Source organism: Dehalobacterium formicoaceticum (assembly GCF_002224645.1).
Classification (GTDB): domain Bacteria; phylum Bacillota; class Dehalobacteriia; order Dehalobacteriales; family Dehalobacteriaceae; genus Dehalobacterium; species Dehalobacterium formicoaceticum.
On sequence record NZ_CP022121.1, the window covers coordinates 2,634,261 to 2,653,450 of the forward strand.

Sequence of the window (19,190 nt, forward strand, 5' to 3'; positions counted from 1 at the left end):
CAGGTGATAAAATGAAGGTTTATATGACAGGAATTCAAACAAAAGAGGATGCCCGAAGGGCAGTGAACTTGGGTGCAGCTGCGGTGGGAATCAAAATAGGCTATTCAAAAGAAAAGGAAGAGGTGCATCCGGAGCTGGCGCGGGAAATATTCTTTTCTTTGCCGGTGTTTGTTACCCGGGCAGGTATTTTTGCCGATGAAAAAAGACATGTTATCCAGGAATTGGTGACCTTTTGCCATCTTGATACCTTGCACTTTACAGGACAAGAACAACCGGAGGATCTTGAAAGATATCCGGAGCATATGTTAAAAACCTTTAATCAAGACAATTTGCCGCATCTGCAGGATTATTGTCAGCCGGATCTCCTCTCGGGCATTGTGCTCTCGTTAGATCAAAAAACAGTTATGAAAATACCTCCCCAATCACTAGAAGAAAGAATCTTGATACTGGATGGTTCCTTCAGCCGGGTAGAATGGGTGGCTAAAATTTTAGAATATGCACCTTTCGCGGTTCAATTTGATGTGGCCAAGAATAAATGGGAAGATGCCGAATTTTTAGCTGCTTTTTAGAAATAGCTGCGGGGAGGGATGGATATGATTGAAATCATGAACGATGGTGCGACCCCTATGCACCTTCCTTATAAATTAGCAGGCAGGGAATTTAAACCGGAAAGAACCGTGATTAAGGTGCGGGGAATAGAAATCGGCGGGGACAAAACCGTGATTATTGCCGGTCCCTGTGCGGTGGAAAGCCGGGACCAACTGCTGCAAACTGCTCGTAGTGTGAAAAAGGCGGGGGCGGTGCTGCTCAGGGGCGGCGCCTATAAGCCCCGGACCTCACCCTACTCCTTTCATGGCATGGAAGAAGAAGCATTGGAGATTCTGGCCCAGGCTCGGGAAGTCACCGGGATGCCCTTTGTGACTGAGGTTATGGATACGAAAAATGTGGATCTGGTAGCACAATATGCGGATATTTTACAAATTGGCGCTCGGAACATGCAAAATTTTTTCCTGCTCAGAGAGGCAGCCGCCACCGGCAAACCCATCCTCCTGAAGCGAGGTCCGGCAGCAACCATTGAAGAGTGGATTCTGGCCGCAGAACATATCATGGCCGCCGGCAATCATCAGGTGATCTTTTGTGAACGGGGCATTCGCACCTTTGAAACCGGAACGAGATATACTTTGGATCTAAGCGCCGTGCCCATGCTGAAACAGCTATCCCATCTGCCGGTCATTGTGGATCCAAGCCACGGCACCGGAAAATGGCCCTTAGTCACCCCCATGTCAAAAGCTGCCATCGCCTGCGGAGCCGACGGCTTGATGATTGAAGTGCATCCTTGCCCTTCCAAGGCCTTATCTGACGGACAACAATCTTTGACGGAAGAAAATTTTCAAAAGCTTGTTGAGGAAGTGGCTGCCATTGCCCAGGCGGTTAAGAGACCTTTGTCCAGGGTAGACGAGCATGAGTAAAATGAATGCACTCAATAAAATTACTATCATCGGCCTGGGACTCATTGGCGGTTCTTTAGGTCTGGCTTTAAACAAAAAGGGACAGATTCCCGCCCTGGTCGGATATGATCTGAATCTTACCTCCGTCCAACAGGCTGTTGCCATGAGAGCAGTTCATTGGGGCACCATGAGCTTGAAATTAGCCGTAGAAGATGCGGATCTGGTGATCCTGGCTGTTCCCGTGGGCCAAATCAAAAATACGGTTCTCAGCATCCTGCCATTTTTAAAAGATGGCTGTGTTTTTTTTGATGTGGGCAGCACCAAGGAAAGTATCATCAAAGAAATGAGCCGGATCCTGCCTGCTCATATCGCTTTCATCGGAGGTCATCCCATGGCCGGTTCCGAAAAGGCTGGAATCTCAGGCGCCAAAGATTATCTTTTTGAAAATGCAATTTATGTTATCACCCCAAAAGCAGAAGAAAGCCCGGAAAATCTGCATAAAGTGCTTCAGGTTATTGAATGGCTTGGTGCCAAGCCCAAAATCATGTCACCTGAGGTTCATGATCAGGCCGTGGCCGGGGTGAGCCACCTGCCTTATTTAGCGGCAGTCAGCCTGGTGCAGACGGTGGGAGAACTTGGGCACAAAATTCCTGACGCACCCTTGCTGGCAGCGGGAGGTTTTCGGGATACCACCCGTATCGCCGGGGGAGATGCCGTCATGTGGCGGGATATTGTTTTATCAAATCAGGAAAATCTGATTGAAATGATCGATGCCTTTCAAAAACAGCTGGATCAGGTGAAAGAATACCTTATTAAAGGGGACGGGGAGCGGCTGGAAGAACTTTTCTTGTCATCCAAAAACCTGCGGGAAGGGATTCCCGTTTCATATCGGGGCGGTTTGCCCCAGATTTATGAATTATTGATTTCCATACCGGATCAACCGGGCATGTTATCCCTGATCACAGGAAGCTTAGGAGCAGCAGAGGTTAATATTGCGGAAATCGAGGTGCTGCGTGTACGGGAAAATCATGAAGGAGCCATCCGTCTTGCTTTTCAGCATCAATCTGATTTGGACAAAGCATTGATTATCTTAAGAGAAAAAGGACTTTCTGTATCATTACCCACGGCTTAACAGCAACAGGGGTGTAGGTGAAAGTTAGAAATCTGGGGAAACAAAGTAAGCAGGTGATGCACCGGCAGAATAAGGGGCGTGCAGTATGGAAGAAATTATTAAAGGTACGAACAGAAAAATTCAAGGTAACATCAAGGTGCCGGGAGATAAGTCCATTTCCCATCGCAGTGTACTTCTAGGCAGCATTGCAGAAGGTATTACAGAAGTAGAGGGCTTTCTCATGGGGGAGGATTGTCTGAGCACGGTGGATTGTGTGCGTAAACTAGGGATCGATGTCACGGTTCGGCCATCCGGTCAGCTGACCATTCACGGCAAAGGACTCTTGGGATGGAAAGAACCTTTGGAGGTATTGGATGCGGGGAATTCCGGAACTACTTTACGTCTGATCCTTGGTCTTTTGGCAGGGCAGCCCTTTCATAGTATTATTAAAGGGGATGCTTCTTTAAGCAGCCGTCCTATGGGACGTGTGGTCAAACCTCTCAGTTTGATGGGTGCGGTCAGTGATGGGCGGGAAAACGGGAACAAGGCACCCTTGGGGATCCGGGGAGGAAATTTACATCCAATCAGCTACTCATCGCCGGTGGCCAGCGCACAAATAAAGTCTGCCCTTTTGTTAGCCGGTTTATATGCAGAGGGGACCACAACGGTGGAGGAACCGGAAAAATCCCGAGATCATACGGAACGCATGTTAAGTTCCTTTGGAGCGAAAATTTTGTCTCAAGATAAAAAATCCTCTGTCCAGGGATTTCCTGAACTCCGGGGACAAAAAATCATCGTACCGGGGGATATTTCTTCTGCCGCATTTTTTATGGTGGCCGCAGCCATAACCCCCGGTTCGGAACTTATCCTGGAGCATGTGGGGATTAATCCTACACGCAAAGGCATCATTGATGTGCTGCAAAAAATGGGAGGAAAAATAAACTTAGAAAATCAAAGAATAGAGGCAGGGGAACCGGTGGCAGATGTAGTAGTACAATACAGTCCCCTCCATGGCGTAACGGTAGCAGGGGAGGAGATTCCCCGTCTGATTGACGAGATTCCCATTTTAGCAGTAGCAGCAGGTTTTGCCGAAGGTGAAACTATCATTAAAGACGCCGGGGAGTTAAAGGTCAAAGAAACGGATCGCATTGATGCGATCACATCACAACTGGCTTTATTAGGGATGGACATCAAACCCCAAGAAGATGGAATGATCATCCAGGGGGGGCGTCCATTAAAGGGCGCCCCGGTGAACAGCTTTTTTGATCACCGCATAGCCATGGCTTTGGCAGTGGCAGGAACCCGGGCAAAAGGGGAGACGGTGATTCAGCAGGGAGAATGTGTCAATATCTCTTTTCCTGATTTCTACCAGCTTTTGAGAAAACTGACCCTTTAATCTTAATAAAGGCACAGGAGGTTATCATGCCTAAAAAGGTGATTGCCATTGACGGACCGGCAGGGGCGGGAAAAAGCACGGTGGCGCGTATAGTGGCAGAGAGATTAAATTATCTGTATATTGATACCGGAGCCATGTATCGGGCGCTCACATATAAAGCCATGATTAAGAATATTCCTTTGGAGAATGAAGCTTCCCTGACCGAATTAGCAGAAAATACAGAGATTACCTTATTCAGCCAAGAAGGTCAGTTGAAAGTATTGTGTGATGGAACAGATGTTACCCAGGAAATCAGGGATCCCAAAGTATCCAAAAATGTTTCCCTCGTAGCCCTCGTACCCGGTGTACGCAAAAAGATGGTCCGAATGCAGCAGCAGCTGGCACAAAAAGGCGGCGTAGTTATGGACGGACGAGATATTACGACCATTGTTTTACCCCAGGCTGATTGCAAAATTTTTTTAACGGCCTCTGTGGAAGAACGGGGTAAAAGACGCTGCCTGGAATTAGCTCAAAAGGGCTATCACGTTTCCCCTAAAAAGGTGCAGGAGGATATTGATCAGAGGGATCTATTGGACACGTTGCGCAAGGTCGGTCCTTTAATGCAAACGCCGGATGCTTTTTTAATTGATTCTACCGGACTTTCCATCGAAACCATCGTCGGAAAAATTCTTGATCGATGTGAGAAAGGAGAGTGAGGGTTTGTATTCATTTGCTAAAAGAATTTGCCTTATTATACTGGTCCTCTTGGGTCGGTGGAAGGTTGAAGGGCTGGAGCATGTCCCGAAAAATGGCCCTTTTATTGCCGTCTGCAATCATATCAGTTATTGGGATCCGGTTTTGGTTGGCTGTGCCCTGCCCCGGCAAGTACATTTTATGGCCAAAGCTGAACTTTTTTCATATCCTATTTTTAAGAATATCCTTCATAAGTTAGGGGCATTTCCTATTAAAAGGGGGGTGTCGGATCGAAACGCTTTAAAAACAGCCATTAAACTCTTGCAGGATAATGAGCTCATTGGGGTCTTTCCGGAGGGAACGAGAGCTAAGCCCGGAACCCTTCTTCCTTTTAAATCAGGGATCAATATGATCGCTTATAAAGCCGGCAGCCCCATTCTTCCCATGGCCGTAATTAATTCCCGCAAGGTGCTTTTGGGCTGGCGTTATCCGGTACGGGTTATCATCGGGAAGCCGATCCCTTATCCAGAATCCGAGGATCGACCTTCCAAGGAAGAGCTGGAAGCTTTAAACCAAAAAATTTGGCATTCGGTTTATGATTTACTTTCGAAAAATCAATAATTCTTGCAGGAATATTACTTTTTTTAACGAAACTTATCTTGATTGCGAAAATTTGATATAATAATAGAAAAGCTAATGGGGTGGAAATGATTGCGTGTGGTGATGGCCAAAAATGCCGGTTTTTGTTTTGGCGTAAAAAGAGCACTGCAGTTCGCGGAAGAAGCTGTGGAATCCTATGGCATGGTTTGTTCTCTTGGACCTTTGATACATAATCCCCAAGAGGTGGAACGGCTGAAACAAAAGGGCATTGTTGCCGTTGATGACTTAAATCTGGTGACAGGGTCAAGAGCCATTATCAGATCCCATGGGGTAAGTCCGGAGATTTTTTCACAGGCAGAAAAACTGAATATTTCACTGATTGATGCGACTTGCCCTTTTGTAAAACGGGCACAGCTTTATGCAAAAGACTTGGCGGAGAATGGCTATCGGGTGGTGGTAGTTGGTGACAGAAACCATCCCGAAGTTGAAGGCATTGTAGGCTGGTCAAACCAAAAAGCCTGCGTCGTAGAAAATGCTGAAGAAGCTGGTAAAATCCTTTTGGGAGATAAAGTTGGCGTGATTGCGCAAACTACTCAACAAGTTCACAATTTTCAACAGGTGGCGGAGGTTTTAAAGAATAAAAATCCCCATCTGGTGATACATAATACAATCTGCCTTGCTACTGCCGAAAGACAAAAAGCAACAGAAAAATTAGCCCAAGAAGTTGATCTTGTTTTAGTAGTAGGCGGATTAAATAGTGCTAATACGCAAAAATTAGCACGAATAGCAAGAGAAACCGGAACACCTGCCTTCCTTGTCGAAAAAGCACAGGATATCGATTTTGAATGGCTTAAAGGTAAAGATCAGGTGGGTATTACGGCTGGGGCATCCACCCCCGACTGGATTATTAAGGAGGTATTACAGAGGATGATGGAATTTACTGATCAGGAAGAACAAAGAACGGAAGAAAATGCAACGGAGAATCTTGAAGAAACTGTTAAAGAAAGTAACGAAGAGGTAACCGAAGAAAATGTTTCGGTCCAAACAGAGGAAGAAACCCCTGCTCCGGAGGCACCAAGCGGTGACGCCTCTTTTGCCGATTCCTTTGACACAGGGATCAAGCAGGTACGCAGAGGCGAAAGAGTCAGTGGTGTGATTGTCCAGGTACGTGATTCTGAGGTGCTGGTCGATGTGGGCGGAAAATCTGAGGGTGTGATCCCCAGATCGGAACTGACTGCCTTCGAAGCAGAAAACATACATGAAGCCCTGAAAGTGGGTGATCAGATAGAAGTTGTCGTTTTGAAAAAGGAAAATGACGAAGGACATCCCGTATTGTCAAAACGCCGGGTAGACCAGGAAAAGAACTGGGAAAAACTGATAGACGCTATGGAGTCCGGTGAGTATGTTACCGGTAAGATCACAGAAGTGGTAAAAGGCGGCTTATTGGCCGATGTAGGTGTACGGGGATTCATCCCGGCATCATTGGTTGAATTGGGTTATGTGGAGGATCTGAAACCATATGTGGGCAGAGAACTTACCCTAAAGGTTTTGGAATGTGATCGCAATACCAATAAGCTGGTTCTTTCCGCCAAAGCTGTTCTTCAGGAAGAATCAGCCAAAAAGAAAGCAGAAACATGGGAAAAGATCAGCGAAGGGCAAACAGTGCACGGTATTGTACGCCGCTTAACAAGCTTCGGAGCTTTTATTGATATCGGGGGCATTGACGGTTTGCTACATGTTTCAGAAATGGCTTGGTACCGAGTCAGTCATCCTTCCGATGTCTTAAAGGAAAATGACGAATTGGATGTGCTGATTCTGGGCATAGACCGGGAAAATGAAAAAGTCTCCTTAGGCTTAAAACAGCTCCTTGCTAATCCCTGGGATCAGGTAGATGTTAACTATCCCGTAGGAACGATTGTGGATGCCAAGGTAGTGCGTACCGCTCCCTTCGGTGCTTTTGTTCAGGTGGAACCCGGGGTAGAGGGCTTGGTGCATATTTCTCAATTGGCTCATCATCGGGTCGGGAAGACCGAGGATGTGGTATCCCCCGGCGATGAAGTTCAGGTAAAAGTTTTAAGTGTCGATAAAGAAGGAAAAAGAATCAGCCTAAGTATCAAAGAAGCTCTTGATCTTCCTGTTGAAGAAACAAAACCGGTGGAAGAAGTCCCGGAAGAGACTGAAATGGATACCCATCAGGATGCATCCGAGGAAAGATTTGGCGTAACCATTGGAGATCTGATCGGTAAGGATCTGACCAAGGATCAAGAATAAAATCAGGTCAATGAAGTGAACTCGTTCAGCTAAAGCTGAACATCGGGGCTTCAGATGGGGAATCTACCCCACCTGAAGTGGAAATAGGAGTTCCCACTTATAGAAGTGGAATTTGATAAAAAAAGCGCAGACTTAGGCACGGTTCAATAGGGAAACTTACTGAACCGTACCCAAAACCGATTCGGAAAAGACGGAAACCATAAAACAAATATGGTTTCCGTTGGGAGTGTTTCATATTTCGTGTAATTGGCTATTCCCAACAAGGTTTAATACCTTGCAATAATGGGTAAAATTTTAGTACAGTCAGAAAGACAAGGCTCTGCCGGAGGGCAACCTGAGGGTCTGACTGGGGAACTCAAGCAATTGAAAAGGCGGTCTCAAATGGGGCTGCTTTTTCATTTTCTATTGCTTAGATTCCCAACCCGGAAAACTCCGGGAGTTCGGGGGCAGAGCCCCCGAGAAGTTATGCACCTTTGCTGTCCGTCAGACGTTCCTCAAAGAAGATAGACATCTGCCCCATTATTATTCCCCAATCGCGAATTGGTAAACTCCACTTTCTCTCAATTTCCATAATGGACAAGTAGATTGATTTTTTTAGTGATTCATCGCCGGGAAAGGTGGTTTTGGTTTTTGTAAATTTCCGTAACATCCGATGAAATCCTTCTACTGAATTTGTCGTGTAAATTAGCCTTCTAACATTCTCTGGATACTTGAAATATACCGAAAGCTCGCTCCAGTTATCTCGCCATGACTTTGCTATCTGTGGGTATTTTTTACTCCATTTCTCCCCAAATTCTTCAAGATGATAAAGTGCGTCATCCTCACATGGAGCCTGATAGATCATTTTTAAATCCGCCATAATAGTTTTTAAATCTTTGTATGAAACATATTTTGTTGAGTTTCTGATTTGGTGGATGATGCAAAGCTGCTGCTCTGTTTTCGGGAAAACGCTGTTTATCGCTGTCGATAATCCGCTTAAATTGTCGTGGCATGCAATTAAAATGTCGTTTATGCCCCGATTTTTCATCTCATTGACTACAGTTGCCCAAAAGCTTGCACTTTCATTTTCGCTGATCCAAATACCTAATATCTCTTTTCTGCCTTCCATATTAATCCCTAATACTGTATAGGCACATTTGTTGATGATCTTGGCATCCTTTCTCACTTTGAAGACTATTCCGTCAAAGAAGACTACAGGATATATGCTCTCCAATGGTCTTGATTGCCACTCCATTAGCTGCGGCATGATTTTGTCTGTAATTCGACTGATCAGAGCCGGTGATGCATCTACTCCATAGATATCACGCAGGTGGTCTTCTATATCACGGGTAGACATTCCTTTTTGATACATGGCTATCACTTGGTGCTCTAAATTATTTGATTTTGTTTGATATTTCTCAATCAATTGCGGTTCAAATTCACCATTTCGATCTCGTGGAACTTTTATTTCCGTCTTTCCCATTTGCGTTTGTAACGTTTTTTTGTTGTAGCCATTCCGGCTATTTCCGCTCAGATCCCCTGCTGGGCTATGCTTATCATATCCCAAATGCTCATCCATTTCTGCTTCCAGCATCTCTTCAATTGTTCCGCTGAACAGGTTTTTCAGCATGGAATGGATGTCCTCCATGCTACTGCATTCCTGTGCCAATAGTTTTACTAATTCATTTGCTCTTTCGTTCATTGATAACATCTCCTTTATGGTTATTGTTACCAATTACACGAAATTTTAAGCGTTCTCTTTCCGTTCTTTTTACGCCATATTTAGTTTCCCTAATAAGAGCATACTGCCCATGGCTAAAAAGGATACAGAGATGCAAATTGAAATTTGATTAGCATCAAGAACTAACATTACCAACAACATACAAAACTCTGCACCCAAGATGATCCTTGTTCGTTTTTTATATACTGCTCTCTCTATGTCGTCTAAGGGCTTGTTGCTATCCTCCAAGGGTGCCAAAATAAAGATTATTATTCCTGCAACAAATGCTAAACTAAAGCAAACTAAACTTGTCCATGAGATAAATTTAATTGCAAAAAGGACTGCAAAAATAAGTACTATGGAAAACAGATAGCATTGGATCTGAGTTTTGGCATGATAGCCTCCTGCATATGAGCGTAAGGGGAGATATGCCACAATAAAAACAATGCTTTGCCAAACCATTCCGAAGATAAGCCCAATCATGAGAATTGTGATGACATTAGCTAACATAATCAGACCTTGTTCTAGACCATAGAAATATAATTCTTTGTCATCTCTATTTATAATATTTACCTCAACAAGTTGATCTATGGCCTTGTTCAAAAAATTAGCCGACATTAAAATTTACGAAGGCTCTCCTTCAGAGCCATTACCCCCCTTCCAAAAATTTTTTTATTATTTTGACAAACCTATCCTATCATAAAATAAGTTTTTGTACGGTAATTTGGTAAAATTGATATGTCTTTTTGGAAAAACTTAAAAATAATTTTAAAAAAACCACGGTATGAAACCCGCGGCTTTTGCTTAGTTAGAAATATAGGGCGTTCATATAATTTATAGTTCGTTAAATTAGCGCTTATATTTTACACTAACTCGGAAGTTTACACATAATCAAGGATAGACTCAGTCTGGAGCTCAGGGAAAATAAAATTTATAGGGCAGTTCCTTTGCCTTTCACATGTTTCATTCTACGGGTAAAATATGCAGATGTTGTTCGTGATTAATGCCAGCTTCACGTGTAATGTCATGTGTAATTACAGCCAAACGCTTACCATCGGGTGATAACGCTCCCGCGCTGAAGGATTCTCCATCCCTGTGGAAAACCATATCTTTCCGGGGGGACTCGCCATAAGATACTACGCCGGATACGCCGAAGGAATCTTCCTTGGATGGTTTTTTGCCCTCGGCAAAGACCCTGCCATCGCTTTCACCAATGATAAAAAGGCTGGGTGGTGTTTCATCCACTGCCCATTCCATCAGTTCATAATTATCCTCCAGCACAGCCTGGGCATAACCGGAAGAGTGTAGTGCGGTGATCAATAGTTTGCTGGAAGGTGTAAAGGATAAACTGAAAAATTCATGAATTTCAATATCTCTGTTACCCCTCAGTTCCTCCAGGGTTATCCTTTTACTCTCCCCGGAGGCAACATTATAAATCAGCAGATGGTTATAATCGATCAGGTAGGCTAAAGTAGCACTGTCAAACGACCAATAACACTCCGTCGCCACAACGCCCCCGCCTACTACGATAAGCGAACGGTCTAATTCAATTACTTCCCCCGTTTTAAGATTATGCAATAATAACATCGCACCGTTCTGAAGATCATTCCCGGAATCCGGACCAAAGTTACCCACTTCAGCCATGTAGGAGAGATCCGGAGAGAATACACGAAGATTATCATCCTCTTTTATAATCATATTTATTTTGGTCGGATCATCAAGATCAAAAGTAACGGCGCTTCCTTCGCCAAAGCCAATTACCTCCTCATTCCTGATGGGGATATACCGATTCCAATCCCAATGTGAACTAAAGGGATAATCACAAGGCAGCAAGGTCGCCTGCTGTTTATTGATATCATAGAGGTAAATATCCGTTTCACCCAGGTTTGACTGATGGGTTTCCAGGTTTATCTCTTCCTTTTTTTGACTGGCTAAAATCAAAGTATTCTCATCAAACCACAGACAGCCTTTGATAAAATTCCCTTCCCCCTCTTTAAAGAGAGGAGAAATATTCAACTCTACCAGTCCATCAACCTCTGAGACGGGTGCGTCCACATCATTTGATGATTGGCAGCCAGACAACACTAGCATCAAAGCCAACATCCCTGCAAAAAAAGCAATAATACCTAGAGCTTTCACTGAGACACCACAACCCTTCCTTTACATAAATGTATATTAATCAATATAAGTATACGGAGGGATACACTCCAGAACGATCTCTGGGTCTCGTCCAGTATGAATCTCAGTACAGTTTGCTCCTCTATCCGTACAAACTCCAAGATGGATATGGTATGCGTTGTAGATTACCGGATATGGGTGCATATACATTGCGTCCATTTGCCCCGGTATAATTAAGATCCACCCCTTCATGAGCCCAGTGAGGATAAGCAGCACTCTGATCTTCTCCAAATAAATGATAATCAAAATCCAGGTAGGTACTGCTGGTCAGATTAAATATATTAAAACCGGCTAGCTTAGACCGATAACAGGCAGTATTTATATTACTTTGAGTGAGTTGACTATCCTCATGAAAGCAGCCATCACCATTATAGCCTGCGGTAGCTGTGATATGAGTTCAGTTAACCAAATTAGAATGAGAATAGCCGCAAATGCTGCAATAAACCAATCCTCTTGCTAACCCCTGCTCAGAGAAATATCCTTCCGGGAACCTGTCCACATATTCATTAAAAGGTCTCGGAGCAACATGAGTATAATACATAAGTTTTTCATCGTCACCTAAACCCTCAGTCAATATATCATCAACTTTATCCAAGTCCATAGCGTATATTTCTTCTTCGGTGTAACCCTTGCCCAAAAGCCCGGTTACCTGATTTCTATGAAAGCCGGTTTTTTTTGCTATTTCCTGAACTTTTAACTCACCTTCATCAAAGTCATAGATGTTTACTCCTTCACTTTCTTTCATCATATCATCCATCAGTTTTTTGTTGATCTCTTTCTTTGTCAGCCCATCGAAACTGCCTCCAGCTAATACGGATGTTGCTCCAAGCAACAAGCAAATAGTTAACATGATACTAACATACCCTGTAAACTTTGTTATCTTTTTCATTATTATATCATCCTTTCACTTTTTTTATTTTGCTTCAAAAACTATTCCCTTCTCTTGACCAAAAAATTAGCTACCACTAAAATTTTCGAAGCTTATTCATATCTTTTGGCGGTTTGGGTTGATGAATAAAGCAGATGCAAGTTGTGTTGGCATTCATTGATGTTACCAGTAAAGCTAGACTCGCGACTACCCCGCCGAATCTCATAAGAAGATTCTTCAAAGCCATTACCTCCTTTCAACACATGATTGCTTTTGGCAATCTAAATCTATCATAAAAATTGCCTTTGTGCAGAAAGGTGGTAAAACTAATATATTTTTTTGGTAAAACTTAAACTTTTTCTTCCGCACTAAAATTACGGTTATAGATTAGCACATCAACACGAAAAGTATTGTCCGTATGCTTGATATTCATAGTACCGTTATATTTTTCAATAGCCTTCTTCACGCTTTCTAACCCAAAACCATGATTTTCTGCATCTCTATGAGTAGTTTTCAATTTATTAAATCCATAATGTAATTTCTCTTGAAAAGGATTCGTTATATTAACATAAAGTACGTTTCTGTTTAATTCAACAAAAATCCCTATCCTTTTTTCTCCTGTGTATATAGATGTTGCTTCTATTGCATTATCAAGTAGGTTTCCTAAAATAGCTACCAAATCAAATGATTGAATACTCAGTTTTTCAGGAATTTTTAAATTTACTATTACATCTATGTCTTTTCTTTTTGCCTCGTATATTTTATAGTTTAGAATACTATCGACTTCCGCATTACCGGATTTAACGTATTCGTTGACATTGTTTATAAGATTAAAAGCATTTTGAAGATACTGCAATGACAAATCATTATTACCTTTTTCAATTAAAGTTTGTAATGCCAACATATGTTTTTTAATATCATGACGGAGTATCTTAATATTCTTAAGTGATTGATTTATGATTTTTAGCTGCTTAATATAGGCATTATTTTGTTGTCTCAATAGATTTTTCTCAGTTTTTTCCTGATAAGACTGTAGCAGAATATCATATAAATAAAAAACAAATACATTTATTATAAATAATATTGCAATACTAATGAAAATTTGAGGAAAATTTTCAGGATTGCTTTCTTTCATTAATATAAAAGTAGAAAATAGCGTTCCAAGCGGAATAATAAAAACTGCAATCCAATGCAATAATGGGATATGGTATTCCGCTTTAATCATTTTAAGGTTTGAAATTACTAGAACAACAATGTAAGATAAAATCTTACTAATTATTTGAGCAAGAATTAATTGTAAATCAACACCTTTAATAAGTGCGTTCAAATTTAGTATGTTCAATATGATTATAGTAATTGTTTCAACAGAAATTAATATTGCATAAACATAAACAACCGCGGTCAATTTCATCTTCCAATTAGAGTAATAATTTAGCGTTAGCAGAAAAAACATGATTAAGTTACAGATGAGATTAACAATAGGGGTATTATGGGATATATATATTATCCCAATCGCCAAAAAATAGAGTATGTATGATATCAATTCCACTTTTTTGTTTTTTGAACGTCGTTCAAAAAAAATATACATAAATCTATAAATGATATAGGTCCCAAAAATATTGGATAAAAAATAAATGATGTCATAATTATCCATTTCCTTTATCCTCCTGCCAGCGTTGCAATAGTCTGTCACTTACTGATTTTCTATGCTGCTGGCTAATTGATAACACTGTATAATCAGATAATTTTACATTTTCATATTGATATTTAATCACATGGAAATAATTTACTAAATAAGATTTGTGAATTTGTATGAAGTCTTTGTTAATGAGCTGTCGTTCAATAACCGAAAGCTTTCCATAAAATTCATGAACTACGTCTTGGGTAAATATCTTTACTTTTTTGCCGGAACTTTCGAAATATAAAATATCCTTTAAAGGTATTTTAGTTTGTGTGCGGCCAATTTTATATTCAAAAAAATGATTGCTTTTTGCCGCTAACTCAATAACTTTTTTTATGACTTTTTCTATTTCCTCTTCTTTAAGCGGCTTAATTAAAAAATTCAAAGGTCTTGTTTCAAAAAGCTCCATAGCATAACTGTCTTTACAAGAAATAAATACAATTTGTGTATTTTCATTATGCATCTCATCCCTAATTTTTTTCCCTACCTCTACGCCATTTAGGATCTGAAGTTCAATATCTAAAAAGATAAGATCAAAATATACTCCATTTGATATATATTGGAGTAGTGATTCCCCTGAATAAAATATTTCGATTTCCATTTTTCCTGTGCTGGGCTTGGACAATATATTTTCAATTTGAGAGCAAATTGTGTTATCGTCATCGCAAATAGCAACACGCAACATCATATCTTATCACCTGCCTATATATTTGTAATCATATCCTATTTAGGGATATAAAGGATTATATTCTAGGTGTTTTTCCTTGAAAATTTGTTTATTACCTAATTAGACGTAAAACTACTTTATTTGTTCTGTAGAAGTTCCGTTTTGATTAATAATTTATGGTGTTTAACGGTAAAGGAAGATAGCTATATCTGTTGTTGTCCGCTTACCTTAAAATACCGTAATCGAAATTTTATCCCTATGAACACGGGAATTTAGGTCGCGCTTTTTTTGTATATTCCGGCGGCATTTAGCAAATCATAGATCATGAGATTGATATTATGAAAGGAGTTAAAAAAATGCCGCAAGTACCTATAGGAATGATCATTCTTGTTATATTATCGGTAATAATTTATTTTGGGTTGGCCCAACGGGTTTTAGACCGCATGAAATTAACAGACCGGGGAGCATTGGCTTTCATCGCTGCGATCATTATCGGGAGTTTTATTGAAATCCCCATCGTCACGGGAAGGACGGCCATGAGTGTTAATCTAGGCGGTGCTTTGATTCCTTTAATCTTTGTCCTTTACCTTTTGTTCACTGCCGGGACGGCCAAAGAATGGGGCAGAACGGTGGCGGGAACGGTTGTTGCCACTTTTTTATTGGTAACCGTCAACCGATTCATTTCCGCCGATCCGGAAACCATGATGATTGATCCCTTGTGGGTGACCCCCATTATTGCCGGTGTAACTGCCTATGTAATCAGCCATTCCAGAAGAGGCGCTTTTATTACTGCCGTTTTAAGTGTAATCCTGGCTGATGTGGTTAATTATTTTTGGCTGCTGCGCACTGGGACTCCCGGAAGAGTGGCTTTTGGGGGGGCAGGTGCCCTGGATGCCGTTATCCTTTCGGGTATCATTGCCGTTTTGCTGGCGGAATTTATCGGTGAACTGAGAGAAAGGCTCCAGGGTGGTCCTGCCCTGGCAGGAAGACCAAAAAAATTATTGGAAGGTCTTAAAAATCCATCTCACTCTCTTGATGGTAAAGGTGAAGAAACAAATCAAAAAGAGTCAAAAGAAGGAGGCGACGGTAATGAAAAATAGGCGATTCCTGAGCATAATTCTCCTGGCAGCCATTTTGATTTTAGGAAGCTCCCTTTACATCCAACATAATTCCTCGGTCGTTGCTTCCAACTGGTCTGATTTCCTGGGGATTAGTTATGAAACGGAAGCTGGGGAAGGGAAGTATTTTCAGTTGCTTGATGAATCTAACCAGGTGATCACAAGCACTGCGCTTCCCGTCCATGTAGGAGATGAATTTTGGGCGGCTGATAATAAGCATTATCGGGTCACCAAGGTGAACAGGTATACGGCCACTTGCAAATATCTGGGCACAGATAAGATTGCCTGGCTGGATGAATGGGATCTGATTCCTGCCTCTGCCGATATCACTGTCCAAGCAAAAAACAATCAAAACAATGTGGTCGGTGTTTATCACACTCATGCAGATGAGTCCTATGTACCGACAGACGGAAAATCCAGTGAGCGGGGTAACGGCGGCATTTTAAAGGTAGGGGATGCCTTTACCAATAGCTTAGAAAAAAATGGGCTTACGGTATATCATGATAAAACACCTCATGATCCTCATGATGCCGGTGCTTATCAAAGGTCCCGAAGAACAGCAGTGCGCTTACTAAAAAATCAGCCGGCCATCATGTTTGATGTGCATCGGGATGCCGTACCGGCGGATGTTTATAAAAATGAAATTAATGGACAACCGGTAACAAAAATTAAGTTGGTGGTCGGGCGTCAAAATCAAACTAAACAAGCCAACCTGGAATTCGCGAAAACCATGAAAGCAGCCATGGATAAAACCCATCCCGGTTTATTTGAAGGAATTTTTTTGGCGAAAGGTAATTACAACCAGGATTTAGGTCCCCGGATGATGCTGATTGAAGCCGGTTCTCATGAAAACAGCAGGAAGGATGCGGAAAGAGGGGTCGCTTTATTGGCCGATACCGTACCCAAGGTGTTAGGAATTTATCAAAATAAAGGAGCACAGCCTCAGGGAGAACAGATTGCTGCTCCGGGAACAACCAGGAATAAGTCCGGATCCTGGCCGGCCATTTGGTGGTTATTAGGAATTGTTGTTGTGGGCGGAGGCTTATATTTGGTCATTAGTACCGGATCTTTCGGCGGAGGAGTAAAAAAGCTGAAAGAATTTACAGGCAGTGAATTTAAAGATGTCTTTAAAAGAAAGGATAAATAAAACCGAAGAAAAATGATTTTTATTTATTGTTGTTACGGTGGTAGTCATTCCTCGGTCACAGCAGCCGCCGCTCATCTGAAGCTCCTTTCGGAAGGGGGGAAACCCGCCCCGGAGGAATTGATGAAGGTCCCTTATTATGATATCCAAACTAATCAGGACCACGGATATTTTAGATACATGGGGGAAGATGCCCAGGGGAATCAAGTTTATATTATCGGGATGCACAATTCCAGAAAAAGGTTCCAGGTGATCCTCAGTCAAATCATTGATTTGTTAAACTTAGACCGGAAACAATTTGTTTTTGTTGACACCATGCCTGCTGTCAATTGGATGATGATGGTGGGTGGGTTTACTTCCAGACGGTTGGGCTGGGTGAAGTTGGGCCGACCCCTTGTTATTCGGGGTACACAAAATGCCTACCAAAAAATATCCAAGTTGGTGCATAGAGTAAAAAAGAATCGCATCAGATAAAGCTACTACGGGAGTAATTAAATGAAAATTATCTTTTATAGCTATAGTGGAGTTCATTCCGCTGTATTAGCCGGGGCAGTTTATTTGGGCAAGTTTTCTTCCCAAGAGGCAGTCCCTCTTTTATTTCAGGATCTTCCTTTTTATGGGCATCCGGATCGAGGGAGTAAAATCAGATATCTGGGGGACGATGAAAGAGGCAATCAAGTTTATACTTTGGGCGTGGGAGGGGAGCCGGCACTGATAGCAAGAGGAATCGAGGATTTTTTGCGCATCGCCCTTGTTTCCTCCGCAGATCTTAAGCTGATCAATACCGCTGATGGATTAAATAACTGGACTAAATGGGGCGAAAAGTTAGCAACCAAGGGTCTGCAACATGCGGGAAATTTTTTAGCCACACAGGGGCTGAAAAGAAACCTCCCTTCCTTAATCAAGAAAGTTAGTCCCAAACAGGAAGATCCCTGGTATTGACATCATTCAGGGGATGAAGGATAATAATGGTGAAATTATTGAAAGCGGTGAATCCCTATGAAGGCAGAAATAACCGGTGTCATCCCGGGAAGTATCGGAGCAGAACTGGGCTTGGAAAAAGGAGATTTTCTGATTTCCATGAACGGCGTGGAACCACAGGATTTTATTGATTATCGATTTCTGTTGGCAGATGAAGATCTTGATGTTGAAATTGAAAAGGCTGATGGAGAACGGATGATAATTGAGATTGAAAAAGGTGAGGATGAAGACCTGGGCTTGACTTTTGCCCATAATACATTTGACGGAGTAAAAAGATGCAAAAATAAATGCATCTTTTGTTTCGTAGACCAAATGCCTCCTAATTTGAGGGATTCCTTATATGTCAAGGATGATGATTATCGCCTGTCCTTGCTTTATGGCAATTTTATCACCATGACGAACCTCAAGGATGAGGATCTCCAGCGTATCATTCAGTTCCATATCAGCCCGCTTTACATTTCCGTACATACCCTAGATCCGGCTTTGCGTCAAAGGATGTTAAATAATCCTCAGGCGGGAGAGATCATCGATAAAATTTCCCGTTTGGCTGCCGCCGGCATTGAGATGCATACCCAGATCGTGCTTTGTCCGGGGGTGAATGATGGAAAGCCTTTGGCCGATACCATCACAAATCTTAAGAAATATTGGCCTCAGGTGCAAAGCGCAGCGGTGGTTCCGGTGGGTATTACCAAATATCAAAAGAACGAACATATGCGCCCCTTTACAAAAGAAGAAGCAGCGGAAATTGTCCGGGATATTTCCCGCCGGCAGCAAGGGTTTAAAAATGAGATTGATAGCAATTTTGTCTTTTTGGCCGATGAATTTTATTTCCTGGCCGAACAGGAAATTCCCTCTTACGATCATTATGAAGAGTTTGCCCAGATTGAAAACGGCGTGGGCTTGGTGCGCTATCTATGGGAGGACTTTGAAAGAGAGGCAGTATCATTGCCCCAAAGGATCAAGGAGCCGCGCAAGATTTATTTTGTCACCGGCGTATCAGGAGAAAGGGCTTTGGCTCCAATTGTGCAGAGATTGAATGAGATTGAAAATTTAACCGTGGAAGTCATACCACTGCAAAATGAATTTTTTGGCCATACCGTCACTGTCTCAGGTCTTTTGACCGGCTCGGATCTGATGCTGGGACTTAAAGATTGGCGGCAAAAAATCGATCATCTGCCGGAGATTTTTATTACCTCTGCCATGTTAAAGGATGAGGAAAATTTATTTTTGGACGATCTGACTGTGCCCCAGGTAGAGGAGCAATTGCATTGCCGCATCAGGGTCGTTGAACCCCAGGGGAAAAGTATTGTTCAAGCCATTGGAAATTAATAAATGCTTTTTGCTATGTGTATCTAT

General features: G+C 42.1%; 19 protein-coding genes. 12 read left to right on the forward strand and 7 right to left on the reverse strand.

Features of this window, described 5'->3' with window-relative positions:
• Nucleotides 1-11: 11 nt before the first annotated feature.
• The 7 genes from CEQ75_RS12710 (at nucleotide 12) to CEQ75_RS12740 (ending at nucleotide 7,498) form a co-directional block, all read left to right on the forward strand.
• Nucleotides 12-569, forward strand: a complete 558-nt coding sequence (locus tag CEQ75_RS12710) for a beta/alpha barrel domain-containing protein (protein ID WP_089611169.1) — start codon at nucleotides 12-14, stop codon at nucleotides 567-569.
• A 24-nt stretch (nucleotides 570-593) separates the two neighbouring features.
• Nucleotides 594-1,469, forward strand: a complete 876-nt coding sequence (aroF, locus tag CEQ75_RS12715; protein ID WP_242965180.1) for a 3-deoxy-7-phosphoheptulonate synthase — start codon at nucleotides 594-596, stop codon at nucleotides 1,467-1,469.
• Nucleotides 1,462-2,580: a prephenate dehydrogenase gene (locus tag CEQ75_RS12720; RefSeq protein ID WP_089611173.1), complete on the forward strand. Its 1,119-nt coding sequence runs from the start codon at nucleotides 1,462-1,464 to the stop codon at nucleotides 2,578-2,580. The genes aroF and CEQ75_RS12720 overlap by 8 nt, the downstream gene beginning before the upstream one ends.
• A gap of 85 nt (nucleotides 2,581-2,665) precedes the next feature.
• Nucleotides 2,666-3,955, forward strand: a complete 1,290-nt coding sequence (gene aroA / locus CEQ75_RS12725; protein ID WP_089611175.1) for a 3-phosphoshikimate 1-carboxyvinyltransferase — start codon at nucleotides 2,666-2,668, stop codon at nucleotides 3,953-3,955.
• A 26-nt stretch (nucleotides 3,956-3,981) separates the two neighbouring features.
• On the forward strand, nucleotides 3,982-4,650 hold the full coding sequence (gene cmk / locus CEQ75_RS12730) for a (d)CMP kinase (protein ID WP_089611177.1): 669 nt from the start codon (nucleotides 3,982-3,984) through the stop codon (nucleotides 4,648-4,650).
• Nucleotides 4,651-4,654: 4 nt separating this feature from the next.
• Nucleotides 4,655-5,248 carry a lysophospholipid acyltransferase family protein gene (locus tag CEQ75_RS12735; protein WP_157677458.1) on the forward strand — a complete coding sequence of 198 codons (594 nt, stop codon included), beginning with the start codon at nucleotides 4,655-4,657 and terminating at the stop codon, nucleotides 5,246-5,248.
• 96 nt (nucleotides 5,249-5,344) lie between these two features.
• Nucleotides 5,345-7,498 carry a bifunctional 4-hydroxy-3-methylbut-2-enyl diphosphate reductase/30S ribosomal protein S1 gene (locus CEQ75_RS12740; protein ID WP_242965475.1) on the forward strand — a complete coding sequence of 718 codons (2,154 nt, stop codon included), beginning with the start codon at nucleotides 5,345-5,347 and terminating at the stop codon, nucleotides 7,496-7,498.
• 463 nt (nucleotides 7,499-7,961) lie between these two features.
• Here CEQ75_RS12740 and CEQ75_RS12745 read toward each other — a convergent pair whose 3' ends face one another.
• From CEQ75_RS12745 to CEQ75_RS12780, 7 genes are all read right to left on the reverse strand, one after another.
• Nucleotides 7,962-9,179 carry an IS256 family transposase gene (locus CEQ75_RS12745; RefSeq protein WP_089611181.1) on the reverse strand — a complete coding sequence of 406 codons (1,218 nt, stop codon included), beginning with the start codon at nucleotides 9,177-9,179 and terminating at the stop codon, nucleotides 7,962-7,964.
• Nucleotides 9,180-9,248: 69 nt separating this feature from the next.
• Nucleotides 9,249-9,815 carry an accessory gene regulator ArgB-like protein gene (locus CEQ75_RS12750; protein WP_089611184.1) on the reverse strand — a complete coding sequence of 189 codons (567 nt, stop codon included), beginning with the start codon at nucleotides 9,813-9,815 and terminating at the stop codon, nucleotides 9,249-9,251.
• Nucleotides 9,816-10,160: 345 nt separating this feature from the next.
• Nucleotides 10,161-11,288 carry a hypothetical protein gene (locus CEQ75_RS12755; protein WP_157677459.1) on the reverse strand — a complete coding sequence of 376 codons (1,128 nt, stop codon included), beginning with the start codon at nucleotides 11,286-11,288 and terminating at the stop codon, nucleotides 10,161-10,163.
• Nucleotides 11,289-11,772: 484 nt separating this feature from the next.
• Nucleotides 11,773-12,264 carry a hypothetical protein gene (locus CEQ75_RS12765; RefSeq protein ID WP_089611189.1) on the reverse strand — a complete coding sequence of 164 codons (492 nt, stop codon included), beginning with the start codon at nucleotides 12,262-12,264 and terminating at the stop codon, nucleotides 11,773-11,775.
• Nucleotides 12,265-12,340: 76 nt separating this feature from the next.
• Nucleotides 12,341-12,490 carry a cyclic lactone autoinducer peptide gene (locus CEQ75_RS19235; RefSeq protein WP_338031966.1) on the reverse strand — a complete coding sequence of 50 codons (150 nt, stop codon included), beginning with the start codon at nucleotides 12,488-12,490 and terminating at the stop codon, nucleotides 12,341-12,343.
• 102 nt (nucleotides 12,491-12,592) lie between these two features.
• Nucleotides 12,593-13,897, reverse strand: a complete 1,305-nt coding sequence (locus CEQ75_RS12775; RefSeq protein ID WP_089611195.1) for a sensor histidine kinase — start codon at nucleotides 13,895-13,897, stop codon at nucleotides 12,593-12,595.
• On the reverse strand, nucleotides 13,890-14,612 hold the full coding sequence (locus CEQ75_RS12780; protein ID WP_089611198.1) for a LytR/AlgR family response regulator transcription factor: 723 nt from the start codon (nucleotides 14,610-14,612) through the stop codon (nucleotides 13,890-13,892). The genes CEQ75_RS12775 and CEQ75_RS12780 overlap by 8 nt, the downstream gene beginning before the upstream one ends.
• A 335-nt stretch (nucleotides 14,613-14,947) precedes the next feature.
• Between CEQ75_RS12780 and CEQ75_RS12785 the strand changes: the two genes are divergently transcribed.
• The 5 genes from CEQ75_RS12785 to CEQ75_RS12805 are packed head-to-tail and all read left to right on the forward strand — an operon-like array spanning nucleotide 14,948 to nucleotide 19,163.
• Nucleotides 14,948-15,691: a DUF1614 domain-containing protein gene (locus CEQ75_RS12785; protein ID WP_089612628.1), complete on the forward strand. Its 744-nt coding sequence runs from the start codon at nucleotides 14,948-14,950 to the stop codon at nucleotides 15,689-15,691.
• Nucleotides 15,681-16,856 carry a stage II sporulation protein P gene (gene spoIIP, locus CEQ75_RS12790; RefSeq protein ID WP_157677460.1) on the forward strand — a complete coding sequence of 392 codons (1,176 nt, stop codon included), beginning with the start codon at nucleotides 15,681-15,683 and terminating at the stop codon, nucleotides 16,854-16,856. Before CEQ75_RS12785 ends, spoIIP begins: the two co-directional genes overlap by 11 nt.
• Nucleotides 16,857-16,868: 12 nt before the next feature.
• Nucleotides 16,869-17,327 carry a DUF3189 family protein gene (locus CEQ75_RS12795; RefSeq protein WP_089611201.1) on the forward strand — a complete coding sequence of 153 codons (459 nt, stop codon included), beginning with the start codon at nucleotides 16,869-16,871 and terminating at the stop codon, nucleotides 17,325-17,327.
• 21 nt (nucleotides 17,328-17,348) lie between these two features.
• Complete coding sequence (locus tag CEQ75_RS12800) at nucleotides 17,349-17,795, forward strand: DUF3189 family protein (protein WP_089611203.1); 447 nt, start codon at nucleotides 17,349-17,351, stop codon at nucleotides 17,793-17,795.
• 57 nt (nucleotides 17,796-17,852) lie between these two features.
• A complete protein-coding gene (locus CEQ75_RS12805; RefSeq protein ID WP_089611205.1) occupies nucleotides 17,853-19,163 on the forward strand; it encodes a DUF512 domain-containing protein in 1,311 nt (436 codons plus the stop codon).
• Nucleotides 19,164-19,190: the final 27 nt, after the last annotated feature.